The organism is Streptomyces sp. NPDC090021 (assembly GCF_044748225.1).
Classification (GTDB): domain Bacteria; phylum Actinomycetota; class Actinomycetes; order Streptomycetales; family Streptomycetaceae; genus Streptomyces.
The window spans coordinates 1-26,415 of the sequence record NZ_JBIVFO010000024.1 but is presented as its reverse complement, the minus strand read 5'-3'; the positions used below and the strand labels follow the sequence as shown (position 1 = coordinate 26,415).

General features: G+C 72.9%; 26 protein-coding genes. 13 read left to right on the top strand and 13 right to left on the bottom strand.

All coding sequences use genetic code 11. From position 1 onward, the window contains the following. Nucleotides 1–29: 29 nt before the first annotated feature. The gene (locus ACIPXC_RS20310; RefSeq protein WP_401619921.1) at nucleotides 30–944 is read left to right on the top strand and encodes an SURF1 family protein; all 915 of its coding nucleotides are present in this window, start codon (nucleotides 30–32) and stop codon (nucleotides 942–944) included. On the opposite strand, the gene ACIPXC_RS20305 is transcribed toward ACIPXC_RS20310, so the two are convergent. The 7 genes from ACIPXC_RS20305 to ACIPXC_RS20275 all read right to left on the bottom strand — a co-directional run bounded on the left by ACIPXC_RS20305 (nucleotide 911) and on the right by ACIPXC_RS20275 (nucleotide 7,163). Continuing rightward, nucleotides 911–2,005, bottom strand: a complete 1,095-nt coding sequence (locus tag ACIPXC_RS20305) for a hypothetical protein (RefSeq protein WP_401619918.1) — start codon at nucleotides 2,003–2,005, stop codon at nucleotides 911–913. The two genes, ACIPXC_RS20310 and ACIPXC_RS20305, sit on opposite strands and share 34 nt — an antisense overlap. Further along, nucleotides 2,002–2,718: a SigE family RNA polymerase sigma factor gene (locus ACIPXC_RS20300; RefSeq protein WP_401619915.1), complete on the bottom strand. Its 717-nt coding sequence runs from the start codon at nucleotides 2,716–2,718 to the stop codon at nucleotides 2,002–2,004. Before ACIPXC_RS20300 ends, ACIPXC_RS20305 begins: the two co-directional genes overlap by 4 nt. A 265-nt stretch (nucleotides 2,719–2,983) precedes the next feature. Next, nucleotides 2,984–4,060 carry an aspartate-semialdehyde dehydrogenase gene (locus tag ACIPXC_RS20295; protein WP_401619912.1) on the bottom strand — a complete coding sequence of 359 codons (1,077 nt, stop codon included), beginning with the start codon at nucleotides 4,058–4,060 and terminating at the stop codon, nucleotides 2,984–2,986. Further along, nucleotides 4,057–5,331: an aspartate kinase gene (locus ACIPXC_RS20290; protein WP_030838740.1), complete on the bottom strand. Its 1,275-nt coding sequence runs from the start codon at nucleotides 5,329–5,331 to the stop codon at nucleotides 4,057–4,059. Before ACIPXC_RS20290 ends, ACIPXC_RS20295 begins: the two co-directional genes overlap by 4 nt. 175 nt (nucleotides 5,332–5,506) lie before the next feature. Continuing rightward, on the bottom strand, nucleotides 5,507–6,154 hold the full coding sequence (locus ACIPXC_RS20285) for a DUF5063 domain-containing protein (protein ID WP_401619908.1): 648 nt from the start codon (nucleotides 6,152–6,154) through the stop codon (nucleotides 5,507–5,509). Further along, a complete protein-coding gene (gene recR / locus ACIPXC_RS20280) occupies nucleotides 6,147–6,746 on the bottom strand; it encodes a recombination mediator RecR (RefSeq protein ID WP_030010802.1) in 600 nt (199 codons plus the stop codon). The genes ACIPXC_RS20285 and recR overlap by 8 nt, the downstream gene beginning before the upstream one ends. A gap of 72 nt (nucleotides 6,747–6,818) precedes the next feature. Next, nucleotides 6,819–7,163 carry a YbaB/EbfC family nucleoid-associated protein gene (locus ACIPXC_RS20275; protein ID WP_078628190.1) on the bottom strand — a complete coding sequence of 115 codons (345 nt, stop codon included), beginning with the start codon at nucleotides 7,161–7,163 and terminating at the stop codon, nucleotides 6,819–6,821. 288 nt (nucleotides 7,164–7,451) lie between these two features. On the opposite strand from ACIPXC_RS20275, the gene ACIPXC_RS20270 reads away from it, so the two are divergent. Continuing rightward, a complete protein-coding gene (locus ACIPXC_RS20270; protein ID WP_401619905.1) occupies nucleotides 7,452–8,204 on the top strand; it encodes an SLATT domain-containing protein in 753 nt (250 codons plus the stop codon). A gap of 136 nt (nucleotides 8,205–8,340) precedes the next feature. On the opposite strand, the gene ACIPXC_RS20265 is transcribed toward ACIPXC_RS20270, so the two are convergent. The 3 genes from ACIPXC_RS20265 to ACIPXC_RS20255 form a co-directional block, all read right to left on the bottom strand. Further along, complete coding sequence (locus ACIPXC_RS20265; protein ID WP_364845594.1) at nucleotides 8,341–8,991, bottom strand: hypothetical protein; 651 nt, start codon at nucleotides 8,989–8,991, stop codon at nucleotides 8,341–8,343. A 176-nt stretch (nucleotides 8,992–9,167) separates the two neighbouring features. After that, nucleotides 9,168–9,833, bottom strand: a complete 666-nt coding sequence (locus tag ACIPXC_RS20260; RefSeq protein WP_401619901.1) for a GntR family transcriptional regulator — start codon at nucleotides 9,831–9,833, stop codon at nucleotides 9,168–9,170. Nucleotides 9,834–9,949: 116 nt separating this feature from the next. Further along, nucleotides 9,950–11,308: an aspartate aminotransferase family protein gene (locus ACIPXC_RS20255; protein WP_401619898.1), complete on the bottom strand. Its 1,359-nt coding sequence runs from the start codon at nucleotides 11,306–11,308 to the stop codon at nucleotides 9,950–9,952. Nucleotides 11,309–11,605: 297 nt separating this feature from the next. Here ACIPXC_RS20255 and ACIPXC_RS20250 point away from each other — a divergent pair, with 297 nt between their 5' ends. From ACIPXC_RS20250 to ACIPXC_RS20240, 3 genes are all read left to right on the top strand, one after another. After that, a complete protein-coding gene (locus ACIPXC_RS20250; protein WP_401619895.1) occupies nucleotides 11,606–12,235 on the top strand; it encodes a DJ-1/PfpI family protein in 630 nt (209 codons plus the stop codon). Further along, on the top strand, nucleotides 12,228–12,836 hold the full coding sequence (locus tag ACIPXC_RS20245; RefSeq protein WP_401619892.1) for a MarR family winged helix-turn-helix transcriptional regulator: 609 nt from the start codon (nucleotides 12,228–12,230) through the stop codon (nucleotides 12,834–12,836). The genes ACIPXC_RS20250 and ACIPXC_RS20245 overlap by 8 nt, the downstream gene beginning before the upstream one ends. 222 nt (nucleotides 12,837–13,058) lie before the next feature. Continuing rightward, nucleotides 13,059–14,672, top strand: coding sequence for a serine/threonine-protein kinase (locus ACIPXC_RS20240; protein WP_401619889.1), 1,614 nt, complete (start codon nucleotides 13,059–13,061; stop codon nucleotides 14,670–14,672). 173 nt (nucleotides 14,673–14,845) lie between these two features. On the opposite strand, the gene ACIPXC_RS20235 is transcribed toward ACIPXC_RS20240, so the two are convergent. Next, entirely contained in the window at nucleotides 14,846–15,334 is a 489-nt protein-coding gene (locus tag ACIPXC_RS20235; RefSeq protein WP_401619886.1) for an HIT family protein, read from the bottom strand. Between the two features lie 214 nt (nucleotides 15,335–15,548). Here ACIPXC_RS20235 and ACIPXC_RS20230 point away from each other — a divergent pair, with 214 nt between their 5' ends. From ACIPXC_RS20230 to ACIPXC_RS20200, 7 genes are all read left to right on the top strand, one after another. After that, nucleotides 15,549–16,628 carry an alpha/beta hydrolase gene (locus ACIPXC_RS20230; RefSeq protein WP_401619883.1) on the top strand — a complete coding sequence of 360 codons (1,080 nt, stop codon included), beginning with the start codon at nucleotides 15,549–15,551 and terminating at the stop codon, nucleotides 16,626–16,628. Further along, nucleotides 16,621–17,811 carry an acyltransferase gene (locus tag ACIPXC_RS20225; protein WP_401619881.1) on the top strand — a complete coding sequence of 397 codons (1,191 nt, stop codon included), beginning with the start codon at nucleotides 16,621–16,623 and terminating at the stop codon, nucleotides 17,809–17,811. Before ACIPXC_RS20230 ends, ACIPXC_RS20225 begins: the two co-directional genes overlap by 8 nt. Beyond that, on the top strand, nucleotides 17,804–19,186 hold the full coding sequence (locus tag ACIPXC_RS20220) for a sensor histidine kinase (RefSeq protein ID WP_401619878.1): 1,383 nt from the start codon (nucleotides 17,804–17,806) through the stop codon (nucleotides 19,184–19,186). The genes ACIPXC_RS20225 and ACIPXC_RS20220 overlap by 8 nt, the downstream gene beginning before the upstream one ends. Beyond that, on the top strand, nucleotides 19,183–19,854 hold the full coding sequence (locus ACIPXC_RS20215; RefSeq protein WP_401619876.1) for a response regulator: 672 nt from the start codon (nucleotides 19,183–19,185) through the stop codon (nucleotides 19,852–19,854). Before ACIPXC_RS20220 ends, ACIPXC_RS20215 begins: the two co-directional genes overlap by 4 nt. A gap of 88 nt (nucleotides 19,855–19,942) precedes the next feature. Continuing rightward, nucleotides 19,943–21,280: a sensor histidine kinase gene (locus ACIPXC_RS20210; protein WP_401619873.1), complete on the top strand. Its 1,338-nt coding sequence runs from the start codon at nucleotides 19,943–19,945 to the stop codon at nucleotides 21,278–21,280. Next, on the top strand, nucleotides 21,277–21,936 hold the full coding sequence (locus tag ACIPXC_RS20205) for a response regulator (RefSeq protein ID WP_401619871.1): 660 nt from the start codon (nucleotides 21,277–21,279) through the stop codon (nucleotides 21,934–21,936). Before ACIPXC_RS20210 ends, ACIPXC_RS20205 begins: the two co-directional genes overlap by 4 nt. A gap of 29 nt (nucleotides 21,937–21,965) precedes the next feature. Further along, nucleotides 21,966–23,174, top strand: a complete 1,209-nt coding sequence (locus tag ACIPXC_RS20200) for a cytochrome P450 (protein ID WP_401619868.1) — start codon at nucleotides 21,966–21,968, stop codon at nucleotides 23,172–23,174. Nucleotides 23,175–23,185: 11 nt separating this feature from the next. Here ACIPXC_RS20200 and ACIPXC_RS20195 read toward each other — a convergent pair whose 3' ends face one another. Both ACIPXC_RS20195 and ACIPXC_RS20190 read right to left on the bottom strand, forming a co-directional pair. Beyond that, entirely contained in the window at nucleotides 23,186–24,769 is a 1,584-nt protein-coding gene (locus tag ACIPXC_RS20195) for an ABC transporter permease (RefSeq protein ID WP_401619865.1), read from the bottom strand. Continuing rightward, complete coding sequence (locus ACIPXC_RS20190) at nucleotides 24,766–25,719, bottom strand: ATP-binding cassette domain-containing protein (protein ID WP_401619862.1); 954 nt, start codon at nucleotides 25,717–25,719, stop codon at nucleotides 24,766–24,768. The genes ACIPXC_RS20195 and ACIPXC_RS20190 overlap by 4 nt, the downstream gene beginning before the upstream one ends. An 87-nt stretch (nucleotides 25,720–25,806) precedes the next feature. Between ACIPXC_RS20190 and ACIPXC_RS20185 the strand changes: the two genes are divergently transcribed. Then, nucleotides 25,807–26,319, top strand: coding sequence for a GbsR/MarR family transcriptional regulator (locus ACIPXC_RS20185; RefSeq protein WP_401620116.1), 513 nt, complete (start codon nucleotides 25,807–25,809; stop codon nucleotides 26,317–26,319). The last annotated feature ends 96 nt before the right edge of the window (nucleotides 26,320–26,415 follow it).

Here is a 26,415-nt window from a genome sequence, read left to right as displayed (position 1 = left end):
GGCCGGTGCACCCCCCGTACCGTGGTGGGGTGCACCGGTTTCTCCTGACCCCGCGCTGGTGGGGGATCAACGTCTTCGTCGCGCTCGCGGTCCCCTTCTGCCTGTTCATGGGGTCCTGGCAGCTCGGCCGGTTCGAGGCCCGTGTCGACAGCCACCGGGAAGCGACCGCCGAGCGGCCCGCCGACCAGGTGGCGGCCCCGCTGGACTCGCTGCTCCCGGTCGACACCGAGACCTCCGGACGGCTGGCTTCCGCGTCCGGGGAGTACGCCGAGCAGATGCTGGTGCCCGAGCGGCGGCTCGACGGCGCGACCGGTTTCTACGTCCTGACGCTGCTGAAGACCGACTCCGGCAAGGCCGTCCCGGTGGTCCGGGGCTGGCTGCCGGGCGCGGCGGACCCCGCGAAGGCGCCGGCCGCGCCGGCCGGGCGGGTCGAGGTGACCGGAGCCCTCCAGGCCCCGGAGAACTCGGGCACGAAGGGGGTCCACGCCCAGGGCGGTCTGCCCGCCGGGCAGGTCGGCGTGATCGCGGCGGCCACGCTGGTCAACATCGTCCCGCACCCCCTGTACGACGCCTGGCTGACCGTGCAGACCCCGGCGGACGGCATGCTTCCGGTGCCTGCGCAGGCGCCGACCAACACCGGACTCGACCTGAAGGCCTTCCAGAACCTCGGCTACACCGGCGAGTGGTTCGTCTTCGTCGCCTTCGTGCTCTTCATGTGGTTCCGGCTCTACCGCCGCGAGGTGGAGACGCTGCGCGACGCGGAGGCGGGCCTGCTCGACCCCACCGCCGCAGCGGACCCCGCCGCCCCGGCCGGCGCGGGGGACCCCGCCGCCCGGACCGCCACGCCGGATCCCGCCGCCCGGACCGGCCCGGCGGAGCCCGCCGACCCGGCCGGGCAGGACCCGCAGGATCAGTCGTCGACCGGGATCGCACCCGTCCGGTAGACCGTGCCGCCGCAGGCGTCGGGGATCGACGTCCGCGTCGTCGGTGCGCCGCCGGTCGGCGGGGTGTGGGACACCTCGACGACGCTCGGCGCCTGGGGAGTGCCGGTCTGCGGCTCCGACGCCGCGCCGGTGCCCAGGCTGCCCGAGGTGCCCGCCGACCCGCTCTGCGGCGGCGTACCGCCACTGGTGGCGCCGGTCGCCGCACAGGGCTCGCCCGGCGGCACCCAGGCGAAGCGGACCTCGTAGGACTTGTGTGGCCTGAGCACCACCACCGGCGCCTCCGCCGACGGGTCGGGCAGCAGCCCGCTGCCCGGGTCGCCCGCTGTATGGCCGACCACCGCGACCCCGGATCCCGGGGCCAGCGTCGCGGCGGGCGCGGAGGCCGCGGTCAGGGCGTCCCGGCCGGTGACGGCGCAGCCCTGGGACGAGACGTTGGTGACCCTGAAGCCGCCGGCCACCCGGCCGTCACCCTCCGGGTTGCGGATGAAGCCGACGACGCCCAGCTGTTCCGCCCCGCATCCGGGCACGCCCGGCGCGGCCACCGGCGGCAGCGGGCCGGTGCCCGCCGCCGGACCGGCCGTGGAACCGGCAGGTCCGCCCGAGGCTCCGGTGCCCGCCGGGCCCGAGGCCGGCCCACCGGACGGGGAGCCGCCCTGCGAGGGGGCCGGCTGTCCGGCGCCGCCCGCGTCCGGGGAGCCGCTGACGGAGCCCCCCGTCTTCGGGTAGGCGCCGTGTCCGTTCTGGTGCGGGTCGGACGCGCCGCCCCGCTTGGTGCCCGGCTGTGCCTCGTGGCCGGCCATGGCATGGTGGTCCGGGGCCGTGCCCTCGCCGCCCGCCAGGTGCAGGGCGGCCGGAATCGCGGTCCCCGCCAGCAGCGCGGCCGCGGCCGCGCCGACGACGACGGCCCGGCGCCTGCGGGCCCGGCGCCGCGCGGGAACGCCGTGCAGGATCCGCTCCAGCGCGTCCCCGGAGGGCTGGAGGCCCTCGACGGCCCCGCGCAGGAGGATGCGCAGTTCGTCCTCGCCGCTCGCGGCGTCCGGCGCTGTGTGGTCGTCCATCATGACTGCGCAGCCTCCATCGCCACCCGCAGCGCGGCAATGCCCCGCGATCCGTACGCCTTGACCGAGCCGAGCGATATGCCGAGTGTCTCGGCGACCTGGGACTCCGTCATGTCTGCGAAGTAGCGCAGCACCAGCACTTCGCGCTGGCGGCGCTGGAGCCCGCGCATCGCCTTGATCAGGTCGTCCCGTTCCAGCTGGTCGTAGGCGCCTTCTTCGGCGCTCGCCATGTCCGGCATGGGCTTCGACAGCAGCTTGAGGCCGAGGATGCGCCGGCGCAGGGCGGAACGGGAGAGGTTCACGACGGTCTGGCGCAGGTACGCCAGGGTCTTCTCGCGGTCGCGGACCCGGTTGCGGGCGGAGTGCACCCGGATGAACGCCTCCTGCACCACGTCCTCGCAGGAGGCAGTGTCGTCGAGGAGCAGCGCGGCCAGCCCGAGGAGCGAGCGGTAGTGGGCCTGGTAGGTCGCCGTGAGGTGGTCGACCGTGGTGCCGGCCACCACCTGCGCCGCCACGTCGGCCGTCGGGCCCGCCGTCACCTCCGCCGCGGCCGTCGCGTGGGCCGTCACCGCTGCGGTCGGCCCGGCCGTCTCGTCCCTGCCGTTCCCGTCCGCCCCGGCGTTGTCACGCTGGGCGGGCACGAGGCCGCCCGGGACCGGTGCGGCGGCCCGTGCGGGCGCCTCCGGGGTCCCCGGCCGCGGAACGGGAACGATCACGGGAAGACCGCCGCCTGACGTGCGGAAATGCCGGCGCGGCGGGACGATACCCACGCGTGCCGGTAGGACGGCCACTTCGAGCAGTGCCTCTGCCACGCCTGTAGGACGCGCGTCCCCCCGTCAGGGTTGTACGCGCGTGGAAGCCTCACCGGAGAAACCCGTATTGCGCTCATGCGTACCCGCTCTTCCCGATTGCCCCGTCCAGCGAAACGGCAGTCGGGCCATCACCTTGATCAAGGGATCGGCACCGATCCTACAAAGCGAATTACGCAAATTCACCTGCGATCAGTTCCGCGATCTGCGTGGCGTTCAGCGCCGCCCCCTTGCGGAGATTGTCGGCGCACACGAAGAACTCCAGCGCGTACGGGTCGTCGAGCGAGGCCCGCACCCGCCCCACCCAGGCCGGATCCGTCCCGGCGGCGTCCACGGGGGTGGGGAACTCCCCCGCCTCGGGGTCGTCCACGAGCACCACGCCGGGCGCGGCCTCCAGGATCTCCCGGGCGTGCGCGGCCTTCACCTCGTTCCCGAAGCCGGCCCGCACGGTCAGCGAATCACCGGTCAGCACCGGCACCCGGACGCAGGTCACCGACACCGGGAGCGTCTCCAGCTGGAGGATCCGGCGGGTCTGCGCCCGTACCGCGAGCTCGTGCGAGGACCAGCCGTCCTCGTCCAGCTCGCCGCACCACGGCACGACGTTGAGGGCCAGCGGTGCCGCGAAGGGGCCGGTGTCCTCCCCCACGGCGCGGCGTACGTCGCCGGGCTGCTCGCCCAGGGAGGTCCCGGCGACCAGCGACAGCTGACGGCGCAGCGCCTCGGAGCCGGCCCGGCCCGCCGCGCTCGCGGCCTGGTACGTGGAAACGGCCAGCTCGGTCAGTCCGTACTCGGCGTGCAGCGCGCCCAGCGAGGCGATCATCGCGGCGGTGACGGTGTCGGGCGCGGCGACGATCCCGCGCGGCCGGATCCGCGCAGCGTGGGCGTTGATCTCGGGCACCACGAGCGGCACCTCGGGATCGTCCCGGAAGGCGGCGGACTGGTCGACGACGACCGCGCCGCGCGTGGTGACGACGGGGGCCCACCTGGCCGAGATCTCGGCGGGGGTGAGGAAGAGGGCGATGTCACCCGGGCCGAGTCCGTCGAAGGCGTCCTCGGTGAGGGCGAGCACCTCGCACTCCTGCCCGCGGACGGACAGCATCCGCCCCGCCGAGCGCCCGGAGGCGATCAGGCGTATGTCGCCCCAGACGTCGGCCCGCTCGGACAGCATCCGGAGCAGGACCGATCCGACCGCTCCGGTCGCCCCGACGACGGCGAGAGCCGGAGCCGGGGTCGACCGGGGTGCCGTCATCGTCCGGTGCCCCCGTAGACGACGGCCTCGTCGCTGTCGGAGTCGAGACCGAAGGCGGTGTGCACGGCGCGGACGGCCTCGTTGACGTCGTCCTGGCGGGTCACGACCGAGATGCGGATCTCCGAGGTGGAGATCAGCTCGATGTTGACGCCCGCGTCGGACAGCGCCTGGAAGAACGAGGCGGTGACGCCCGGGTTCGTCTTCATGCCGGCGCCGACCAGGGAGATCTTGCCGATCTGGTCGTCGTAGCGCAGGGAGTCGAAGCCGATCGCGCTCTTCGCCTTCTCCAGGGCGTCGATGGCCTTGTGGCCCTCGGCCTTGGGGAGGGTGAAGGAGATGTCGGTCAGGCCCGTCGAGGCCGCGGAGACATTCTGCACGATCATGTCGATGTTGATCTCGGCGTCCGCGATGGCGCGGAAGATCGCCGCGGCCTCGCCCGGCTTGTCCGGAACGCCGACGACCGTGATCTTGGCTTCGGAGACGTCGTGAGCGACTCCGGAGATGATGGCGTGCTCCACCTGCTCGTCCCCTTGCGGATTCTCGTTGCTGACCCAGGTGCCCGGCAGTCCCGAGAAGGACGAACGGACGTGGATCGGGATGTTGTATCGGCGTGCGTACTCGACACAGCGGTGCAGCAGCACCTTGGAGCCGGAGGCGGCCAGCTCCAGCATGTCCTCGGAGGAGATCCAGTCGATCTTCCGGGCCTTCTTCACGACGCGGGGGTCCGCGGTGAAGACGCCGTCGACGTCGGTGTAGATCTCGCAGACCTCGGCGTCCAGCGCCGCGGCGAGCGCCACGGCGGTGGTGTCCGAGCCGCCCCGGCCCAGGGTGGTGATGTCCTTGGAGTCCGCGGACACGCCCTGGAAACCGGCGACGATGGCGATGTTGCCCTCGTCCAGCGCGGTGCGGATACGGCCCGGCGTGACATCGATGATGCGCGCTTTGTTGTGGACCGAGTCGGTGATGACGCCTGCCTGGCTGCCGGTGAACGACTGGGCCTCATGGCCCAGGTTTTTGATCGCCATGGCCAGCAGGGCCATGGAGATCCGCTCTCCGGCGGTCAGCAGCATGTCGAATTCACGCCCGGCAGGCATCGGGGAAACCTGCTCGGCGAGATCGATCAGCTCGTCCGTCGTGTCGCCCATCGCGGAAACCACGACGACCACTTGGTGGCCGTTCTTCTTGGCGTCCACGATCCGCTTGGCGACGCGCTTGATGCCCTCGGCATCGGCTACGGAGGAGCCTCCGTACTTCTGCACGACAAGGCCCACGTGCGCTCCTCGCTCAGTCCGTCTCATTGCTGGTGCAGTCTAACGAGCGACCGGGATCCGACCGTCTCGTACCACATCATGAGACGAAAAGATCAGAGTCCGGGTTCCCGTGCCGGAGGGTCACTTCCGCCGGGTGGTCCGGGGCGGGTCACCTGCGGCAGGTCAGGTGCGCCCGTCAGGTGCGGCCCAGGCGGCCCAGCTCCTGCGCCATCACCTGTCCGGCCTGCTCCGCGAGGTCCTCCTCGGTCAGGTCCTCGTCCGTGTCCAGGCCGTCCAGGGCCGCCAGCGGCTGGTTCAGGCGCACGTGCGAGATCAGGGACTGGAGGGCGCGCAGGGTCGCCGAGGCGGTGGGGCCCCAGTTGGTGAAGTACGAGAACTGCCACCACCACAGCGCCTCCGTGGTGCGGCCCGCCTGGTGGTGGATCAGCCCGTGCCGCAGGTCGGCGACCACGTCGGCCAGGTCGTCGGAGATCCGGTGGGCCACCGGGGCCTTGCGCGGCTCGTACGGGTCGAAGACCTCGGAGTAGACGTCGACCGGCTCCAGCATGATCGCGAACCGCTCGCGCAGGTCGTCGACGTCCGGCTCGGGGCCGAGGTCGGGCTCGTAGCGCTCGTCGGGCAGCACGTCCTGGTACGCGCCCAGCCGGCCGCCCGCCAGCAGCAGCTGGGACACCTCCAGGAGGAGGAAGGGCACCGCACTGTCCGGGTCCTCGCCCTTGGCGACCTCGGTGACCGCGACGATGAACGACTCGATCTGGTCCGCGATCGAGGCGGCGAAGTCGTCCGGATCCTGGCCGAGAGCGTGCAGCGTTGCGTCAGACATCGAGAAGTCGCCTTCCTTCAAAGGCCCGCCCCAGCGTGACCTCGTCCGCGTACTCGAGATCTCCCCCGACGGGGAGCCCGCTGGCCAGGCGGGTGACCTTCAGGCCCATGGGCTTGATCATGCGGGCGAGGTAGGTGGCGGTCGCCTCGCCCTCCAGGTTCGGGTCGGTGGCGAGGATCAGCTCGGTCACCTCGCCGTCCGCCAGGCGCGCCAGCAGCTCGCGGATGCGCAGGTCGTCGGGGCCGACGCCCTCGATCGGGCTGATCGCGCCGCCGAGGACGTGGTACTTCCCCCGGAACTCGCGGGTCCGCTCGATCGCGACCACGTCCTTCGGTTCCTCGACGACACAGATGACCGTCGTGTCCCGGCGCGGATCGCGGCAGATGCCGCACCGCTCCTCCTGCGCCACGTTCCCGCACACGGCGCAGAACCGGACCTTGTCCTTGACCTCCAGCAGCGCGTGCGCGAGGCGGCGGACGTCGGTGGGCTCGGCCTGCAGGATGTGGAAGGCGATCCGCTGCGCGCTCTTGGGCCCGACGCCGGGCAGCCTGCCCAGTTCGTCGATCAGGTCCTGGACCACGCCTTCGTACAACGGACTGCCTTCTTTCGGATGGGATGCGTCGAGTGGGAGGTGACGGGTGGGAGGTGACGAGGGAGGGTACTGCTAGAACGGCAGCCCGGGAATCCCGCTGCCGCCGCCCAGGCCCTGCGCGAGCGGGCCCAGCTTCTGCTGCTGGAGCGCCTGGGCGTTCTCGTTCGCGGCCTGGACCGCCGCGACCACGAGGTCGGCGAGCGTCTCCGTGTCCTGCGGGTCCACGGCCTTCGGGTCGATCACCAGCGCGCGCAGCTCACCGGAGCCGGTGACGGTCGCCTTGACCAGGCCGCCGCCGGCCTGGCCCTCCACCTCGGTCCGCGCCAGCTCCTCCTGGGCGGCAGCGAGGTCCTGCTGCATCTTCTGGGCCTGCTGGAGCAGCTGCTGCATGTTGGGCTGGCCACCACCGGGAATCACAGGGCACTCACTTCCGTACGTCGGTACCGTCAGGACTCTCGCGCCCGAGACCTTCGGAACGCTTGGTCAATCCGAGCCTACGTGCTCCCCGGGCGCCGCGCCCTACGCCGTGAGGACCAACTCTTTCGAGTGAGGGACGGGGCGTACGCGCACCTGATGGAGCCCTCCTTGCGAGCGGAAATCCCGGGATTCGTTGCCCATCGCCCGTCATTCGAAGGTAGGAAGAGCATGCGCATCATTGCGCACACGCGCACCACCACACGTCAGCGCAGGCAGAGGGAGTGCCGGGTGAGCCAGCCGGAGATGCAGCCCGAGGGGCCACCCCGGGATCCCCGGGAGGAAGGCGGCGGGCCGATGGCGGCGGGCGATCTGACCGGCCGGCCCTTCCCCCTCGGGGACTGGGGGGAGCCCGCCGAGCGGCTGGACGAGCTCTACCGGCGGGTCGAGGCGGACGCGCTGCGCACGGCCGAGTGGTATCTGTCCGACCGGGCGTGGAAGCGCCGCGGGGCGCGCGTCCTGCGCGTCGGCGCGGCCCTGGGGGCCGTCACGGGCGCGGCGATGCCGGTACTGGAGCTGACGGGCTCGGCGCCGGGCGGAGGATCGACGTACGGGTACCTGGCGCTGCTGCTGGGCGCGGCGGCGCTGGCCTGCGACCGGTTCTTCGGGCTGACCTCGGGGTGGATGCGGGACGTGGCCACGGCCCAGGCGGTGCAGCGCAGGCTGCAGACCCTCCAGTTCGACTGGGCGTCGGAGAACGTCCGCGAGGTGCTCGGGCCCACCGAGGGCACCGCCAGCGAGGCCGCCGAGCGGTGCCTGACCGTGCTGCGCCGCTTCTCCGAGGACATCACGGAGCTGGTGCGGTCGGAGACGGCGGACTGGATGGTGGAGTTCCGGGCCGGGCCGGCGCCGCTGGTGATGCAGTCGCTGGGCGCCCCCGGGGCGCGCGGCACGGACACGTACGTCCCGCCGGCCCGCTTCCCGCTGCCGCCGGGAACCCGCCCGAACATGCCGCGGCAGCGACCCCCGGAGCAGCCCCGCTGAGATCGGGAGGGGTGGGGCGGTGGCGCCCCGCCCACCGGCTCGGCCTTGGGCGGGGCCCGGCCCGGCGGTGGTTCGGTTCGGCGGTGGTTCGGTTCGGCTGTGGTTCGGTTCGGCCGGTCAGCTGGTGCGGTGCGGTTCAGCTGAAGATGATCATCGAGCCCTGTCCGAGACTGCGGGTGGCCGCCGCGTGCAGTCCCAGCCAGACGTGCCGCTCCCGGGCGAAGGGGCTGCCGTCGTACGGGACCGGTCCCGCCGGCTCCTCCAGCGACGTCGGCCGCCCGGGCGGCGCCGGAGCCGCCGGCGGGTTCCCGGGGTCTATCCCGATGGCGGGCGCGACGAACACCAGCTCCCGCAGGAGCCCCTGGGCGGACCCCAGCGGACCGCCTCCGGCCAGCAGTTCCTCGTTCGCGAGCGGCGCCGCGAAGTCGACGGGCACGTAGGCGCCCGCGTGGTCGTAGTGCCACACCAGGTGCGACTGCTGCGCGGTGGGCTCGAACATCTCCAGCAGCTGTTCGTAGTCCCCGCCCAGTTCGTCCACCGGGGTCACCGGCAGGCCGCAGAGCTGGAGCAGGTAGGCCCGTCTCAGGAAATGCAGGGCGTCGTAGTCGAAGCCGGCGACCGGGGCGACGTCCCCGCTCAGCCCCGGCATGTACGCGAACACGGGCACGGACGGCAGCCCGGCCTCACCCAGCGCCTTGTCGTACGAGGCGATCTCTTCCGCGAAGGGGTTGTCGGGGCTGTGGCACAGCACGTCGACAAGGGGGACCAGCCACAGGTCACAGGCCAACACGGCCTCCGATCAGTCGTTGTCGCCGATCGGGCCAGCGTAGTGCGCCGAACACCCTCCGCGAAGGGGTGCGCCGAACCGGGCGCCCCCGCGGCTCACCGGGATCGAAGCGGAAGGACCGGGAACAGGCGTCGCTCCACCGGGAACAGGCGTCGCTCCACCGGGAACAGCGGGTCTCAGAGCCGGGCGGCCCAGGCCAGGGCGTGCTCGTTGTAGCCCTGCACGATGCGGCGTACCTCGTCGGCGTCCGCCAGGGTCACGGCGTCCACCAGATCGCTGTGCCCGTCCCAGAGGGCCTCCCGCAGCCGCGGCTCGCGCTGCAGGTGGGGGACGGCGAAGACCCAGCACTGCACGCGGATGCGGTGCAGGAACTCGCTGATGTAGCTGTTGGCGACCAGACCGCTCAGCTCCCGCCAGAAGCGCAGGTCGTAGCCGATCAGCACCTCCAGGGAACCGCTCTGGGCGGCCCTGCGCGCCTCCTCGCCCCGGCGGCGCACCGACACCAGCATCTCGCCGGAGCCGGGGGCTGCGCCCCGCTCGGCAAGCCGGCGGAAGATCCCGTCCACGACCAGCGAACGGGCCTCGATCATGCCGCGGAAGTCGTCGACGGAGAGGATCCGCACACGGAACCCCCGGTGCTGGACCAGTTCGAGCAGCCCCTGGGCCGAGAGGTCCACGAGCGCCTCGCGCACCGGGGTCGCGGAGACCTCGTACTGCTCGGCGATCTGCTTCACGGTGAACTCGGTCCCCGGAGGCAGACGCCCCGCGAGCACCTCGTCACGCAGCGCGTCCGCGATCTGCTGGCGAAGTGTGTTGCGGGTGACAGCCGCGCTGCCTGGCATAGGGGTCCGTCCTGTCGTCGAGCTTCGGACACCATAGGCCAGACAGCGAGTCTGAAACCGATCGGTTTGTGATCGTTATGTGGAGGTCAGGACCGTTATGCGGACGAGAGCCGCGTTCAGGCGGTGGTGTGGCGGTCGGCGACCGTCAGCGCCTCGTCCAGCAGGGCCAGGCCCTCCTTCGCCTCCGCCTCCGTGATGGTGCACGCGGGGACGACATGGGTCCGGTTCATGTTGACGAAGGGCCACAGTCCGGAGGCCTTGCAGGCCGCCGCGAACTCGGCCATCGGGGCATTGTCCGCACCGGCCGCGTTGTACGGGACGAGCGGCTCGCGCGTCTCCTTGTCCCGTACGAGCTCCAGGGCCCAGAAGGCGCCGAGGCCGCGGACCTCGCCGACCGAGGGGTGGCGCTCGGCGAGCTCCGCGAGCGCCGGGCCGAGCACGTTCTCGCCGAGGTGGGCGGCGTGCTCGACGACGCCCTCCTCCTCCATCGCGTTGATCGTCGCGACGGCGGCGGCACAGGCCAGCGGGTGGCCGGAGTACGTCAGTCCGCCCGGGTAGGGGCGGGTCGCGAAGGTCTCGGCGATGGCGGCCGAGATGGCCACGCCGCCGAGCGGCACGTAGCCGCTGTTGACGCCCTTGGCGAAGGTGATCAGGTCGGGGGTGACGCCCCAGTGCTCGGCGGCGAACCACGCGCCTGTCCGGCCGAAGCCGGCCATGACCTCGTCGAGGATGAAGACGATGCCGTAGCGGTCGCAGAGCTCGCGGACGCCCGCGAGGTAACCGGCCGGCGGGACCATGATGCCCGCGGTCCCGGGCACGCTCTCGAGGATGACCGCCGCGATCGACTGCGGGCCCTCGAAGGCGATGGTGTCGGCGAGGTGGGCAAGGGCGCGCTCGCACTCCTCGGCCTCGGTGGTCGCGTGGAAGGCGGAACGGTAGAGGTACGGGCCCCAGAAGTGCACGACACCGGCGGCGGCCGTGTCGGACGGCCAGCGGCGCGGGTCGCCGGTCAGGTTGATCGCGGCGGCGGTGGCCCCGTGGTACGAGCGGTAGGTGGAGAGCACCTTGGCGCGGCCCGTGTGCAGTCGGGCCATACGGACGGCGTTCTCGACGGCCTCGGCGCCGCCGTTGGTGAAGAAGATCTTGTCGAGGTCGCCGGGGGTCCGCTCGGCGATGAGGCGTGCGGCCTCGGAGCGTACGTCGACGGCGAAGCCCGGCGCGAGGGTGCAGAGCCGGGCGGCCTGCTCCTGGATCGCGGCGACGACCTTGGGGTGCTGGTGGCCGATGTTGGTGTTGACCAGCTGGGAGGAGAAGTCGAGGTAGCGCTTGCCCTCGTAGTCCCAGAAGTAGGAGCCCTCGGCCCCCGCGACGGCGAGCGGGTCGATCAGGGCCTGGGCGGACCAGGAATGGAAGACGTGCTTCCGATCTGCGTCCTTCACGGCGGCAAGGGTGTGCGGGGTGGCATGAGGGGTCATGGCGTCACGCTAGAAGTGCGCAGGTGGGGAGGGATATCGGCGGACTGTATGGGGGTGGCGGGCGGGTCTCGGCAGTCTGTCTGCGCCATCCGATCGCCCGAGGAAGTATTGACAGCATCCTGTCGTTATGACAGCCTCTTGTCATAGGCGCTTTTCGTGGAAGGCCGGCACGGACGGCCCGCGCGACACGCATAACGACCACCGCGAGCACCGCAGGCACCACGAGGGCTACGAGCGCCACGAGCACCGCAGGCACCTGGCACACCTGGCACCACCCGACGCTGGAGGCGAACCACCATGAGCGAGACCGCACACAAGCCCGTCCACCTCGCGGTCTACGACACCTACGCGGACTGGGAGACCGGCCACACCACCGCGCACCTCACCCAACGCGGCCACGCCGTGCGGACGGTCGGCTTCGCCCCCGAAGCGCCGGTCACCACCATGGGCGGCGTCCGCATCCAGCCCGACCTGGCCCTGGCGGACCTGCGACCGGAGGACTCCTCGCTGCTGATCCTCACCGGGGCCGCCCTGTGGGACGCGGGTGACGAACTGGCGCCCTTCGCGGCGAAGGCGCGGGAGTTCCTGGCCGCCGGGGTGCCGGTCGCCGCGATCTGCGGGGCCACCGCGGGCCTCGCCCGCGAAGGCCTGCTGGACGACCGCGCCCACACCAGCGCAATGTCCCTCTACCTGGCCGAACAGCCCGGCTACGGGGGCGCCGAGCACTACGTCGAGGTCGACGCGGTGACCGACGGGAACCTGATCACGGCGGGTCCGACGGAGCCGGTCGCCTTCGCCCGTGAGGTCTTCGCCCGCCTGGACGTCTACAAGCCTGACGTCCTGGACGCCTGGTTCGGGCTCTTCCACCACTCGGACGAGAACGCCTACCCGGTCCTGATGGCGGCGTCGGAGGCGGGCGATGCCTGAGACGTCGCCGACGCTTGAGCCGTCGATCGAGCCGTCGCCTGCCGGGTCCGCCCGGACCCGCCAGGACCTGCTGAGCCGCACCGCACTCGGGGTGTTCCGGCTGAACGGCCAGTTCCTCTCCCTCTCCGAGGAACTGGCACGGCCGGCCGGACTGACCGCCGCGTGGTGGCAGGTGCTGGGAGCGGTGCTGCGGGAGCCCCTGCCCGTCGCGGGGATCGCCCGGAGCATGGGGATCACCCGGCAGAGCGTCCAGCGCATAGCGGACCTGCTCGTCGCCAAGGGCCTCGCGGAGTACGCGCCGAATCCCGCCCACCGGCGGGCGAAGCTGCTGCGACCGACGGAGGAGGGCCGCGCGGCGGTGGACCGGATCGGCCCGGGCCACTCGGCCATGGCCGCCCGCCTCGCGGCGGAGCTGGGCGACGCCGCCTTCGCGGAGACGGTGGGCGTGCTGGAGCGCCTCGCCGCCGCGCTCGACACCCTGCCCGCGGCGCACGATCCGGCCGCCGCGGCCGGTCCGGCAGATCCCACCGGTTCGGGCGAGCAGGCCGGTCCGGGCGATCCTGCCGAAGCCCCTGGTCCGAGGCGTCGGGCCGGGGTCTGAGGGCGTCCGGCGGCGGCGTAAGGCGGCCGCCGGGCACGCGCCTCGGTCCGGTCCGCCCCGGTCCGGTCCGCCCCTGTCCGGTCCGCCCCGGTCCGGTCCGCCCCGGTCCGGTCCGCTCAGGGGTTCGGTCCCCCGTGAGGGTGACCGGAGGCAACCGGCGGGCGCCCCCGGCCGTCCTTCCCGGCGGAGCTGTTCGGCCAGCAGGGGGAGGACCGCCCGGCCATGGAACGACTGCAGCCGCACGACCCGCACCGCATCGGCCCCTACCGCCTGCTGTCCCGGCTCGGCGCCGGCGGCATGGGGCAGGTCTACCTCGCCCGCTCCGACCGCGGCCGCACCGTCGCGGTCAAGCTGGTCCACCCCGGGCTCGCCGCCCACGAGGAGTTCCGCATCCGCTTCCGCCAGGAGGTCGCGGCGGCCCGTCGGGTCGGTGGCGAATGGACCGCCCCGGTCCTCGAAGCCGACACCGAGGCCGCGACCCCTTGGTTCGCCACCGGCTACGTCGCCGGACCGAGCCTGCGCCGCGTCGTCGCCCACGACACCGGCCCGCTGCCGGCCCGTTCGTTCCGGATCCTGGCCGCGGGCCTCGCGCACGCCCTGCGGGACATCCACGACGCCGGCATCGTCCACCGCGATCTGAAGCCCTCGAACGTCCTGATCACCCTCGACGGCCCACGCGTCATCGACTTCGGCATCGCCCGCGCACCCACCGGCCACGGCGAGGGCCCGACCCGGGTCGTCGAGGTCATCGGCTCCCCCGGCCTCATGGCCCCGGAGCAGATCCGCGGCGAGCCGGTGACCGCCGCGTGCGACGTCTTCTGCCTCGGCGCGGTCCTGGCGTACGCGGCCACCGGGCGCCTGCCCTTCGGTGACGCGGAGCAGCCCGGCGGCATGGCGGCGCTCCTGCTGCGCAGCACCGGGGCGGAACCCGACCTGGCCGGCGTACCCGCCGAGCTGCGGGACCTCGTACGGGACTGCCTGCACCCGGATCCCGGCGCGCGGCCCGGACCCGCGGAGGTACTGGCCCGGGCCGGCGCCGACGACACCGTGGCCGACGGAAGGGCCCTGGAGCCCTGGCTGCCGGCCCCGCTGGTGGCCCGGCTCGGGAGGCACGCCGTACAGCTGCTGGACCGCGAGGACGCCGGGCCGGACCGCGCAGTGTCGACGCCGCCTCCGCCGCCGCCCTCCTACTCCGCGTACCCACCGCTGGAACCGGAACCTCCGCCCAGGCCCTGGACGGCGTCCACCGCCGCACTCCTCGTGGTGGCCGCGGTCGTCGCGGGCCTCTCGGCCGGCACCGTGTACGCGGTGGTGAGCGGGGCCGAGGATCCGCGACCGCCCGTCACGGGCCCCCGTAAGCCGACGACGACCGGCACGGGCCCGATCGCGGGCGCGGGGTCGGCGCCGGGGTCCGGGGCGGGCTCCACGTCGGGTTCGGGTTCGGGTTCTGCTTCCGCTTCCGCTTCCGCTTCGGCTTCCGCTTCGGCCCTGGGTTCCGCGCCGGCCCCGGTGTCCGGCAGCCTGCCCGAGGCCTACATCGGCACCTGGCAAGCCGTACGCGGCAGCCGGACCTGGCGGCTCACCCTCACGCACGGCCGGGTCGGCGAGCCGGTGATGACGCTGTCCGTCCAGGACCCCGGCTTCGCCTGCGCCTGGACCGCGCCTCTGCGCAGCACCCACGACCCCGTGGAGCTGGACGCCTCCACCGTCACCTCCGGCGCCCCGCCGACGTGCACGGCGGGCGGCCGGAGTCGGCTCCTGCTGCTGCCCGACGGCGCCCTGCGCAGAGAACTCGTAGGCAGTGACAGCCCCCCGCTCGACTACCGCAGGCAGTGACCCGGACCGTTCGCGTCGAGGTCAACGAGCCTGCAGGCAGAGCCCGTTGCGCACGAAGAGTCGCTGCCGGACACTGCGGAGCACGGAGCCGTTGAGGGTGGTGGCACGGCTGTGGGAGCGGACCGCGGCAGGTGGCTGGGACGGCATGGCCGGGCTCGTCGCCGAGACCGCCGTCATCGACCGGATGCCGCGAGCCGGTCCAGTTCCTCGCCGATCGCCACCCGCAGGACGTCATGGCGCGGAGCCAGCGCGTACCGCTCGCCGCGCCAGCACTCCTCCTCGTCGTACAGCCACACGGGCAGCCGGACGCGGTCGGCCGGCTCCCAGTCGTAGCGGGGCCAGACATGGGCGTGGAGGTACGGGTCGGTGTTGCCGAGGATCTCGATGTTCACCCGGCGGAAGGCCGGATCGAGCCGCGCACAGGCCCGCTCGACGGCCTCTGCCAGACGCTCCGTGTCCGAGAGGTACGCGGCCCTGCGGGGCCGGGGCAGGTCCGAGAGCCGGGTCGTGGCCGGGTCGTCGGTCAGCAGGACCGAATAGCCGGGGAGGAACTGCCGGTCCCCGATGACCGCGAAGCCGGCGTCGAGGCGGCGCAGGACGGTCGGGTTCGCACCGCGGTGCGCGCTGCCGATGCGATCGTGATGCCAGTCTTCCTCGGCCATTGCCCTACTCCAAGTGGTCTTGTGCTGCCGGATGCCGGGGGTTCGTCGAAGCGCGCCGGGGGAGGCGTCGTGGCTCTGGAGTATCTGCCGTCATACCTAAGAGCGACGTAGGGACACGGCTCCGTGGCGGGACGCCGACGAGGGGCGTGGATTTCTAACTTCGGTGGTGGAGAAGGGCACTGACGGTCCTTCCGGGATACCGAGGGAACACACCATGGCGACGGGGACGGCGGCACGGACGGCGGGCACCGCTGGGGCCGCGAGCACGACACGGACGACAACGACGGCGGCAACAGCGACGGCGGCGGAAGTCGGCGCGGGCGCAGCCGCGTTCGGCTTCCGGTGGGCGGGGGCGCTCGGGGGGCGGCTGCGTCGTACGGTGCTGGCCTCGCTGGTCGCGGCCGCCGTGGTCGTCCCCGTGTCCGCGGCCTCCTCCGCGCACACACCGGCCCCGGCGGCCGTCGCATTCGCCGAGGGCGCACCGCCCCAGAGCCGGTATGCCGCCAATCGGGACAACCTCGCCGAGGCGGTCCGTATGGCGGAGCACACCGACCGCGCCGGACGGGCCGACCGGCTGCGGACCATGGCGGCGGCCGGCACGGCGCAGTTCCTCACCTTCGACGGCCGCGGCAGGGGCCGGGCCGTGGAGGTGTTCGGTGACCTGGAGAGCGCCGAGCGGATCGCCGTCCTGGTGCCCAGCTCCGACACCACCCTCGACACGTACGAGAGGTTCCGGTCCGGGGCGGTCGCCCTCCAGCAGCGTCTCCAGGCGGGACATCTCCGCGCCGCCGTGGTCGCCTGGCTCGGGTACGACACTCCGCGCACGGTCAGCACGACCGTGCTGACCGTCGGCCGGGCGGACGACGCCGCAGCCGAACTTGAGCCGTTCCTGGACCGGTTGGCGAGCATGGCGGCGCCCGGCGCCCGGCTCTCTCTGCTCTGCCACTCCTACGGCTCCGTCGTCTGCGCGCGGACCGCGACGGGCCCGGCCGTCGGCGACGTGGTCCTGTTCGGCAGCCCCGGCACCGGGGCCGGATCCGTCCGCGAGCTGCCGACCGCGGCCCGGGTCTGGGCCGGCCGCGGCGATGCCGACTGGATAGCCGACGTGCCGCACGTCCGGCTCGGCGGGCTGGGCTTCGCCGCCGACCCGGTCGATCCCGCCTTCGGGGCGCGGGCGTTCGCCGCCGGGGCCGGCGGGCACAGCGACTACCTCAAGCCGGGCACCCGGTCCCTCGACGCCCTGGCAGCGATCGTCCTCGGCACCGCTCCCGTCGAGGAGGCCGGCCATGCGTGAGCTCCGCGCACGCTGGTCCGCCCTGGCGGCGGGCATCGAGGCGGCCACGCCGGCCGACCGGGACCGGGCTGTGGACGCGCTCCGGGCCCTGGCGATCCTCGGCGTCGTCCTCGGCCACTGGCTGGTCACCTCCCTGACCGCCGAAGACGGCGGTCTGCGCGGCACCAGCCCGCTGCTGCACATGCCCTGGCTGGCCCCGGTGTCCTGGGTGTTCCAGACGCTGGCGGTCTTCTTCCTGGTCGGCGGCCATGTCGCCGCCCGCGGGTACGCCTCGGCGCGCGAGCGGGGCGTCTCGTACGGGGCCTGGGTCGGGCAGCGGTTGGGCCGGCTGTTCCGGCCGGTCACGGCGGTGCTCGTCCTCTGGACCGTCGTGGCGGGCGGGATGCTCCTCGGCGGGGCGGAGCTGTACACCGTGACGACGCTGGTCAGGCTGGTCCTGTCGCCACTGTGGTTCCTGGTCGTCTTCGCCGCGCTCACCGCCGCGACTCCGCTCGTGGCCCAGCTCCACCCGCTGTGGCCGGCGGCCGTGGTGGCGGGTGTCGACCTGTGGCGCTTCGGGCCGGGCGGGCCCGCGTGGATCGGCTGGGTCAACGTGGCCGCGGGCTGGCTCGTCCCGTTCACGCTGGGCGCCGCGTGCGCGCGCGGGGCCTTCGCCCGGCGCGGCCGGCTCCTGCTCCTCGTGGCAGCGGCCGGGGCGGCGACGGGCGCGCTGGTGCTGTGGGGCGGGTATCCGGCGTCGATGGTGGGCGTGCCGGGGGCGGCCGTCTCGAACCTGAACCCGCCGACGCTCGCCGCGGTCGCGTTCGGAGTGGCCCAGGGCGGGCTGGCCCTGCTGGCCCGCGACCGACTGGCCCGGCTCATGCGTCGGCCCGCTGCCTGGGCGAGCGTGGCGTTGGTGAACCTCTCCGCCATGACGGTCTTCCTGTGGCACCAGACCGCCATGATGGCCGTCACCGCCGTCGCACTGCTGCTCCCGGGCCGCCTGCCCGGGCTGCACACCGTGCCCGACTCGGTGGGCTGGATAGCGGCCCGGGTGCTGTGGCTGCCGGTGTTCGCGGCCGCGCTGGGGCTCTGCTGGGCGGCGTTCCGCATCCATGAACAGGACCGGCGTTCACGGTCGGCCGCGGTCACCGCCGCCCGCCGTGTCCCGTGCCCTTCCGCCGAGGAGATCACCCATGCCTAGGCTGACCGACGTGAACGAGCAGCGCCTGCCCACGGCCGAGCCGAAGCCCGCCGTGCCCGACGTGCCCGACGTGCCCGCCGTGCCCGCCCAAGGCGTGGGACCGCGCATGGCGTTGGCCCTGGAGCTGTTCACACTGCGGCGCGATCCCCTTCCCGCGATGGGACGACCGAAGTGGCTGGCCCGGCTGCCGCACGTGTTCGTCGCGTATGCGGCGGTGTTCTTCGGATTCCTCACCACCGAGCAGCTCATGGACCACTACCACGTCAAGGGCGGGCCGCCGCTGGCCGTCGCGCTCCTGACGGCTCTGTCCATCTGGCTCGCGATGTTCCGCCCGATCGCGGCCTGGTGGCTGGGGCTGCTGGCCGCGAGCTGGATCGCCTGGATGGTCCGAGACACCGTCGGGCAGGGCCAGACCTGGCCCTGGATGCCGGGCGGGATGTTCGCGCTCGCCCCCGTGCTGCTGCTGGTCGCCCTCCGGGTGCCGCCGCGGGTGACCATATGGGTCGTCGGCGTCTCCGTCGCCCTCACCGGCGCGGCCGAGCTGACCTTCCGTCCGGACGGAAGCCAGATCTCCTCCATGGCGGCCACCGTCCTGTTCGGCTTCGTCGGGCTCCTCGGGTACGCGCTGCGCGCCCTGCGGCTGGCCCGTGGCGAACTGGTCGAGCAGGAGACCCTCACCGCGGAGGAGCGGGCCCGGCGCACCCTGTTGGAGGAGCGCAGCCGCATCGCCCGCGAGCTGCACGACGTCGTCGCACACCACATGTCGGTGATCTCCATCCAGGCGCAGGTCGCCCCGCACCTCGTGGAGAACCCGTCGGAGGAGCTCAGGGAGAACCTGGCGGGCATCCGGGAGAACGCGCTGGAGGCCCTCACGGAGCTGCGCCGGGTGCTGGGGGTGCTGCGCTCGGAGCAGCCCGGTGATCCCGCGGACCCGCAGCATCCTCAGCCTACCCTCGCCGAGCTGGACGGCCTCGTGGACAACGTGCGGGGGGCGGGGCTGGACGTCACCACCGAGGTCGCGGGCATCCGCCGGTCGCTGGCCCCCGGGGTGGAGCTCACCGCCTACCGGATCGTGCAGGAGGCACTGAGCAACTGCCTTCGTCATGCGCCCGGTTCGCGGGTGGAGGTGGGCGTCGCCTACGGGCCGCGCGAGCTGCACCTGTGCATCGCCAACAGCGCGCCGACCCGGCCGGCCCCGCCCTCGCAGGGAGCGGGGCACGGGCTGCTGGGGATGCGGGAGCGGGCGGGCATGCTGGGTGGCGAACTGGCCGCGGGCCCACGTCCCGACGGAGGGTACGAGGTCAGCGCCGTGCTTCCGATGGATCCGCAGAACCCGGCCGCCGGTACCGGCCCCGAGACGAAGAAGGCCCCATGAGCACCCCGATCAAGGTGATGATCGCCGACGACCAGATGATGGTGCGGCAGGGCTTCACCGTGCTTCTCGACGCCCAGCCCGACATGGAGGTCGTCGGGCAGGCGGTGGACGGGGCGGACGCCGTCGCGAAGGTCGCCGAGCTGACCCCGGACGTGGTGCTGATGGACATCCGCATGCCGGGCATGGGCGGCATCGAGGCCACGTCGGTGATCACCCGCGTCCCCGGCGCCGCGGTGAAGGTACTGGTGCTGACCACCTTCGACCTCGACGAGTACGTGTACGAGGCGCTGCGGGCCGGGGCTTCCGGGTTCCTGCTGAAGGACGCCTCCGCCGATCAGCTCGCCGAGGCGGTGCGGGTGGTGGCCGCGGGTGAGGCGCTGCTCTCGCCGAACATCACCAAGCGGCTGATCACGGAGTTCTCACGGCTGGGCGCGCCGCGCGCGCCGTCGAGGGCCCGGATCGACGCGCTGACCGAGCGGGAGACCGAGGTGCTGTCGCTGATCGCGCAGGGCCTGTCGAACGCGGAGATCTCCGAGCACCTGGTCCTGGCCGAGCAGACGGTGAAGACGCATGTGAGCCGGATCCTGGTGAAGCTCGGTCTGCGGGACCGGACGCAGGCGGCGGTGTTCGCGTACGAGACCGGTCTGATCCGTCCGACGGGCTACTGACGGACCGGTGTAGTACTTGAGAGGGACCCGGGGAAATCCCCATCAGCGGCGACGCGGACGAAGGCGGTACCGACCTACGGTTGTGCGTATGACCGAGACGACCACCGGGGGGACAGCCCGGACGCCTGAATTCCGACTGGCATCGGAGGTGATCGATACCCTGCGCCAGGACCTCCTCACCGATGCCTTCGCCTACCGGCCGCTGCCCCTGGCGGGGCCCCTGGGGCGTTTCTCCCGACTGCTTCCCCGGGCGATACGCCATTACGCGCCGTGGCGGCGGCACGTGGCGGTGGGACTGCTGGCCTTCGTGGCCGTGCTCTTCACGATGGAAGGGCAGTCGAGCTATCTCGGTGATCTGGGGCAGCTCGTCATGGGGCTGACAGCCGCGGTTCCCGTCGTGATGACGCTGGTGCGGCCGATCGGGGCGTGGTGGGCGGCCGTCGCGATGACGGTGGTCCTGGCCGCCCTCGGCGGCAGCGGGAGCTGGCCCTGGACCCCGGGCGCCTTCTTCTCCTACATCGTGGTCATGGTCCTCGTCACGCTGCGGACCGGCCCCCGGGTGGCGGCCTGGATGTGGGCGCTGACCCTCGCGCTGGGCACCGCGCTCTCCGTGGTCTTCAGCGGCGAGTGGGGGTCGAACGTGCCGGGAATGGCGGTGACCTCGGCCTTCGCCCTGGTGGTCGCCGGCAGTATCCAGATACGCCGGCACGCGAAGGCGGAGGTGAGCGCGCAGCAGGAGGTCACGGCCGTCGAGCGGGACAAGCGGACGCTGCTGGAGGAGCGGACCACGATCGCGCGGGAGCTGCACGACGTGGTGGCGCACCACATGTCGGTGGTGGCGATCCAGGCGGAGGCCGCCCCGTACCGGGTGAAGAACCCGCCGCCGGAGCTGGAGGCGGCGTTCGCCACCATCCGGGAGAACGCGGTGGCGGCCCTGACGGAGCTGCGGCGGGTGCTGGGTGTGGTGCGGTCCGCGGACTACGAGGCGCCGGAGGCCCCGCAGCCGACGCTGGCCTCGCTGGACGGACTGCTGGCCAATGTGCGCGAGGCCGGGCTGAGCGTGGAGAAGACGGTCACGGGTGCGGTGCGGGAGCTGCCGCAGGGCGTGGAGCTGTCGGCGTACCGGATCATCCAGGAGGCCCTGAGCAACGCCCTGCGGCACGCGCCGGGCGCGGCGGCCGGGGTGGAGGTGTCGTATGTGCTGGGCGGCCTGGGGATACGCGTCGTCAACGAGGCGCCGACCGGGGACGTGCCGCCCTCCGCGGGGGCCGGCCACGGGATCACCGGAATGCGGGAGCGGGTGGCCATGCTGGAGGGGGAGATGACTGCCGCGCGGACGGAATCGGGCGGGTACGAGGTCGCGGTGTTCATTCCGGTCCGCAACCGTCCCGAGCCGGTGCCCGAGCCGCGGGAGGAGACGGTATGACGATCAGGGTGCTGATCGTCGACGACCAGATGATGGTCCGTGAGGGGTTCTCCGTTCTGCTGAACGCCATGGACGGCATCGAGGTGGTGGGCGAGGCGGTCGACGGCCGGGAGGCCCTCGCGCAGGTGGCCTCGCTGCAGCCGGACGTGGTGCTGATGGACATCCGGATGCCGCAGATGAACGGCCTGGAGGCGACACGGGAGATCGTGGCCGCCGACACGGACGCGAAGGTGCTGGTCCTGACGACCTTCGACCTCGACGAGTACGTGTACCAGGCGCTGCGGGCGGGCGCGTCCGGGTTCCTGCTGAAGGACGCGTCGGCCCGTCAGCTGGCGGACGGGGTACGGGTGGTGGCGGCCGGCGAGGCACTGCTGGCACCCTCGGTGACCAAGCGGCTGATCGCGGAGTTCTCGAAGATCTCCGAGGCGCGCAAGCTCGCGGATCCGGCGGGGGTGGGCGAGTTGACGGAGCGGGAGACGGAGGTGCTGATCCTGATCGCGCAGGGGCTGTCCAACGCGGAGATAGCCGACCGGCTGATCGTCGCGGAGTCCACGATCAAGACCCATGTGAGCCGGATCCTGGTGAAGCTGGGCCTGCGCGACCGGACGCAGGCGGCGGTGTTCGCCTATGAGACCCGCCTGGTGACACCGGCCTGATCCGCGGGTCGAGCCCTTAGTCTGCGGGGATGGGCTTTGATCCGTGGGATGCCGCGTTCGTCGCCGATCCGTACCCGGCCTACCGGGAGTTGAGGGAGCGGGGGCGGGCCGTCTGGTGGGATGCCACCGGGCAGTGGCTCGTGCCGCACTACGCCGATGTGAGCGCGCTGCTGCGGGACCGGCGGCTGGGGCGGACCTACCTCCACCGGTTCACGCACGAGGAGTTCGGGCGGCAGGCACCGCCGCCGGAGCACGAGCCCTTCCACGTGCTCAACGGCAACGGCCTGCTGGACCTGGAGGATCCCGCGCACGCGCGGGTGCGCAGGCTGGTGGCGAAGGCCTTCACCCCGCGGACGGTGGAGCGGCTGGTGCCGGCCGTGCAGCGGATGGCCGGGGAACTGGTCGGCCGGCTGCTCGCGGACGGCGGCGGGGACCTGCTCACGACCGTCGCCGAGCCGCTGCCGGTGGCGGTGATCGCGGAGCTGCTGGGGGTGCCGGAGTCGGACCGGGGGCTGCTGCGGCCCTGGTCGGCGGACATCTGCGGGATGTTCGAGCTGCGGCCGGACGAGGAGACGGCGCGGCGCGCCGTGCGGGCGAGCGTCGAGTTCAGCGCGTACGTGCGGGAGCTGATCGTGGAGCGGCGGGCGCGCCCCGGCGAGGATCTGATCTCCGGACTGATCGCCGCCCATGACGCCGAGGGGCGGCTCAGCGAGCAGGAGATGATCTCCACCTGTGTCCTGCTGCTGAACGCCGGGCACGAGGCCACCGTCAACACCACCGTCAACGGGTGGTGGGCGCTGTTCCGCAACCCCGACCGGCTCGCCGCACTCCGCGCCGGCCACGATCCCGAAAAGTTGTCCACAGCTGTGGATGAACTCATGCGGTACGACACTCCGCTCCAGATGTTCGAACGCTGGGTGCTCGACGACATCCGGGTCGGCGACACCGACATCCCCCGCGGGGCCGAGGTCGCGCTGCTCTTCGGATCCGCCAACCGGGATCCCGCGCGCTTCGAGGACCCCGACAGCCTGGACCTGGAGCGGGCCGACAATCCCCACCTGACCTTCGGCGCCGGGATCCACTACTGCCTGGGGGCACCGCTGGCGCGGCGGGAACTGGAGGCGTCGTTCGGGGCGCTGCTGGCGGACGGCGTCCCGCCGATGCGGCTCGTCGAGGAGCCGCGGTGGCGGGACGGGTACGTCATCCGCGGGCTGGAGCGCCTGCTCGTGGAGTTCTGAGCGTTCGGGACTCAGGCGGTGATGTCGCGGCGGCGCAGGGCGGCGAGGCCGGCCGCCGTCAGCGCGGCCGCCAGGACGGTCAGGGCCAGGAGCGGGACCCACGACACGGACTCCGTCCCCGGGAGCCTGGGCAGATGGGCGAAGGGTGAGAGGTCCAGGGCGACCTGTGGGAGGTTCAGTGCCGGGCCGAGCCAGCCCAGGACCAGGGCGCTCCCGGCCACCGCCCAGGCGGCCGCCGCGTACGCGGGGACCGCGCCGTGGAGCAGCGCCGCCAGGGCCCCGATCACCCACACCGCGGGGAGCTGGGCGAGGGTCGCCGCGACCGTCGTCCCCACCTCGCCGCCGTGCCCGATGCCCAGGCCGAGCCCCGCCAGCAGGAGCATCAGCGCCGACCCGCCGTAGGCCACCGCCAGGTGGCCGCCGGCCCACCGGAGCCGGCCGACCGCGTTCGCGAGCAGCGGTTCGGCCCGCTGTCCCGACTCCTCACCGCTCAGGCGCAGGACCGCCGATACGGCGTACAGGGCGGCGACCATGCCGAACATGCCGGCCATCGTGGCGAGGAAGGCGTCGGTGAGCCCGCCCTGCCCGCCCATCCGCTCCATGATCTCGCGCGTCCTGTCGTTGCCGCCGACCAGGTCGGCGGCACCGTCCGCCATCCCGCCGAAGACCGCACCGGCCGTCAGGAAGCCGGCGCTCCAGCCCGCCAGGGTGCCGCGCTGCAGCCGCCAGGCCAGCGCGCCCGCCGTACCCAGCCGTCCCTCGGCCGGCCCCGGACGGGACGGAAGGAAGCTCATCCCCAGGTCACGGCGCCCGGCCAGCAGGTACCCGGCGCCCACCTGCGCGGCGACGGCGGCGGCGAGCAGCAGGAGCACCCACCAGCGCTCGTCGGCGAAGGCCCGTACGTTCTCCACCCAGCCGAGCGGGGAGACCCATGTCAGGGCGGACCGGCCGCCGGCCGTACCGGCGTCGCCGGCGGCTTTCAGGACGAAGGCCGCGCCGAGCAGCGCGGCCGTGAGCCCCTTGGCGGTCCGGGCGCTCTCGGTCAGCTGGGCGGCGACGGCGGCCGCGCCGGCGAAGAGCATGCCGGTGCCGGCGAGGGCCAGCGCGAGCGCGGCGGCGCCCGGTGCCCCCTGCCCGGCGAGACCGCCGGCGACCAGCAGGCCGAGGCACAGGTTGGCCACGAGGGCGGCGAGCAGGGCCGCGGTCAGCGGGGCACGGCGTCCCACCATCGCTGCGGAGAGCAGTTCCTGACGGCCCGTCTCCTCCTCCTCGCGGGTGTGCCGGACCACGATGATCAGGCTCATGACGGCCGCGAGGACCGCGCCGAACACCCCGGCGCGCCAGGCGGTCAGGCCGCCGAGGGAGTCGCTGAAGACCGGTCCGTACAGTGCGCGCACGGAGCTGTTGGCGTTCATCGAGGCGGCGGCCGAGGCGCGTTCCGCGGCGGTGGCGTACACGCTGCCGAGGGCCCCGGGCATGCTCACCACCAGGAGCGTCGTGAGCAGGATCCAGACCGGCATCATCACCCGGTCGCGGCGCAGGGCCAGCCGGAGCAGCGCACCGGTGCCCGCGAGGCCGGTCGGTCGTCGCTTCATCGCACGCTCGCCCCGCTGTCGCTGTCGCTGTTGCCGCTGTCGTTGCCGTTGCCGTTGCCGTTGCCGTTGCCGTCGGTGTAGTGGCGCAGGAAGAGCTCTTCGAGGGTGGGCGGGGTCGCGGTCAGGGAGCGCACGCCCGACGCGGCGAGGGACCGCAGTACGGCGTCCAGCTTGTCGGTGTCGGCCTGCAGGCGGACCTTCAGCCCCCGCACCTCCATGTCGTGCACGCCCGGCAGGCGGGCCATGCCGTTCGGCGGACCGGCGAGCTCGGCGCTGATCGACGTACGGGTGAGGTGGCGGAGTTCGGCGAGGGTGCCGGTCTCCACGGTGCGGCCCCGGCGGATGATGCTGACGCGGTCGCAGAGCGACTCGACCTCGCTGAGGATGTGCGAGCTGAGCAGGACGGTGCGCCCGGCGGCGCGGGCCTCGGCGACGCAGCTCTGGAAGACGCCCTCCATCAGCGGGTCGAGGCCGGACGTGGGTTCGTCGAGGATGAGCAGTTCGGCGTCGGAGGCGAAGGCGGCGACGAGGGCGACCTTCTGCCGGTTGCCCTTGGAGTACGTACGCCCCTTCTTGGCGGGGTCCAGCTCGAACCGCTCGACGAGCTCGGCGCGCCGCGCCCGGTCGAGGCCGCCTCGCAGCCGTCCGTACAGGTCGATGACCTCGCCGCCGGAGAGGTTGCGCCACAGGGTGACGTCTCCGGGGACGTACGCGACGCGGCGGTGGAGGGGGACGGCATCGGCCCACGGGTCGCCGCCGAGGAGTTCGGCGGTGCCGGAGTCGGCGCGCAGCAGGCCGAGCAGGATCCGGATGGCCGTGGACTTGCCGGCGCCGTTGGGGCCGAGGAAGCCATGGACCTCGCCCGCGGCGACCGACAGGTCGAGTCCGTCCAGCGCACGGGTGCGGCCGAAGGCCTTGTGGAGGCCGACAACGCTGATTGCCTTCGTCATACCTCCGAACGTACGACAATTTCACAAATTTGTGAAGCTTGGGAATCTCAAGAATCGCGTAAAGTTGGGAGAGTGGCGGACGACATGATGAAGACGGATGGGGACGGGCCCGCGGACGCGGCCCCCGGACGCGACGAGGGAGCGGTCTCCCGGTTCGTGGAACGGTTCGCCGCGCAGCTGACCGAGGCAGGCATGCAGCGGATGGCCGCACGCGTCTTCGCGCAGCTGCTGGCCAGCGACGGGGGCTCGATGACCTCGGCGGAGCTGGGCGAGGCCCTCCGGATCAGCCCGGCGGCGGTCTCGGGGGCGGTGTCCTACCTGACGCAGGTCAGCATGGTCAGCCGCGAACGCGAACCGGGCTCGCGGCGGGACCTTTACGTCCTGCACAACGAGCTCTGGTACGAGACCTTCACCCGGCGCGACCAGGTCCTGACCCAGTGGGGGAAGACCCTGCGCGAGGGCGCGGCCAGCCTCGGCGCCCATTCACGGGCCGGGGCGAGGGTCGCGGAGACGGCCGCGTTCTTCGAGTTCATGCAGGGCGAGATGCTGGGGCTGATGGACCGCTGGCGCATCCACCGGGCGACGCTCGACCTCGGCTAGTGCCAATGCCGTTCGGTTAGGGGTTCGGTTGGCGGCGCAACGCTCGGCGTTTCGGCTGGTGATACGGGTGCAGCCCTTGTAGTGGTTCTCGGGTCC

Bases quoted from the DNA above. Each gene is read 5' to 3' on its own strand.
- ACIPXC_RS20285 (WP_401619908.1), bottom strand. From the start codon at position 6,154: ATGTCTGACGCAACGCTGCACGCTCTCGGCCAGGATCCGGACGACTTC.
- ACIPXC_RS20185 (WP_401620116.1), top strand. From the start codon at position 25,807: ATGAAGACGGATGGGGACGGGCCCGCGGACGCGGCCCCCGGACGCGAC.
- ACIPXC_RS20295 (WP_401619912.1), bottom strand. From the start codon at position 4,060: ATGACGGCACCCCGGTCGACCCCGGCTCCGGCTCTCGCCGTCGTCGGG.
- ACIPXC_RS20220 (WP_401619878.1), top strand. From the start codon at position 17,804: ATGCCTAGGCTGACCGACGTGAACGAGCAGCGCCTGCCCACGGCCGAG.
- ACIPXC_RS20225 (WP_401619881.1), top strand. From the start codon at position 16,621: ATGCGTGAGCTCCGCGCACGCTGGTCCGCCCTGGCGGCGGGCATCGAG.
- ACIPXC_RS20205 (WP_401619871.1), top strand. From the start codon at position 21,277: ATGACGATCAGGGTGCTGATCGTCGACGACCAGATGATGGTCCGTGAG.
- ACIPXC_RS20195 (WP_401619865.1), bottom strand. From the start codon at position 24,769: ATGAAGCGACGACCGACCGGCCTCGCGGGCACCGGTGCGCTGCTCCGG.
- ACIPXC_RS20245 (WP_401619892.1), top strand. From the start codon at position 12,228: ATGCCTGAGACGTCGCCGACGCTTGAGCCGTCGATCGAGCCGTCGCCT.
- ACIPXC_RS20210 (WP_401619873.1), top strand. From the start codon at position 19,943: ATGACCGAGACGACCACCGGGGGGACAGCCCGGACGCCTGAATTCCGA.
- ACIPXC_RS20190 (WP_401619862.1), bottom strand. From the start codon at position 25,719: ATGACGAAGGCAATCAGCGTTGTCGGCCTCCACAAGGCCTTCGGCCGC.
- ACIPXC_RS20255 (WP_401619898.1), bottom strand. From the start codon at position 11,308: ATGACCCCTCATGCCACCCCGCACACCCTTGCCGCCGTGAAGGACGCA.
- ACIPXC_RS20200 (WP_401619868.1), top strand. From the start codon at position 21,966: ATGGGCTTTGATCCGTGGGATGCCGCGTTCGTCGCCGATCCGTACCCG.
- ACIPXC_RS20240 (WP_401619889.1), top strand. From the start codon at position 13,059: ATGGAACGACTGCAGCCGCACGACCCGCACCGCATCGGCCCCTACCGC.
- ACIPXC_RS20215 (WP_401619876.1), top strand. From the start codon at position 19,183: ATGAGCACCCCGATCAAGGTGATGATCGCCGACGACCAGATGATGGTG.
- ACIPXC_RS20250 (WP_401619895.1), top strand. From the start codon at position 11,606: ATGAGCGAGACCGCACACAAGCCCGTCCACCTCGCGGTCTACGACACC.
- ACIPXC_RS20235 (WP_401619886.1), bottom strand. From the start codon at position 15,334: ATGGCCGAGGAAGACTGGCATCACGATCGCATCGGCAGCGCGCACCGC.
- ACIPXC_RS20230 (WP_401619883.1), top strand. From the start codon at position 15,549: ATGGCGACGGGGACGGCGGCACGGACGGCGGGCACCGCTGGGGCCGCG.
- ACIPXC_RS20260 (WP_401619901.1), bottom strand. From the start codon at position 9,833: ATGCCAGGCAGCGCGGCTGTCACCCGCAACACACTTCGCCAGCAGATC.
- ACIPXC_RS20305 (WP_401619918.1), bottom strand. From the start codon at position 2,005: ATGATGGACGACCACACAGCGCCGGACGCCGCGAGCGGCGAGGACGAA.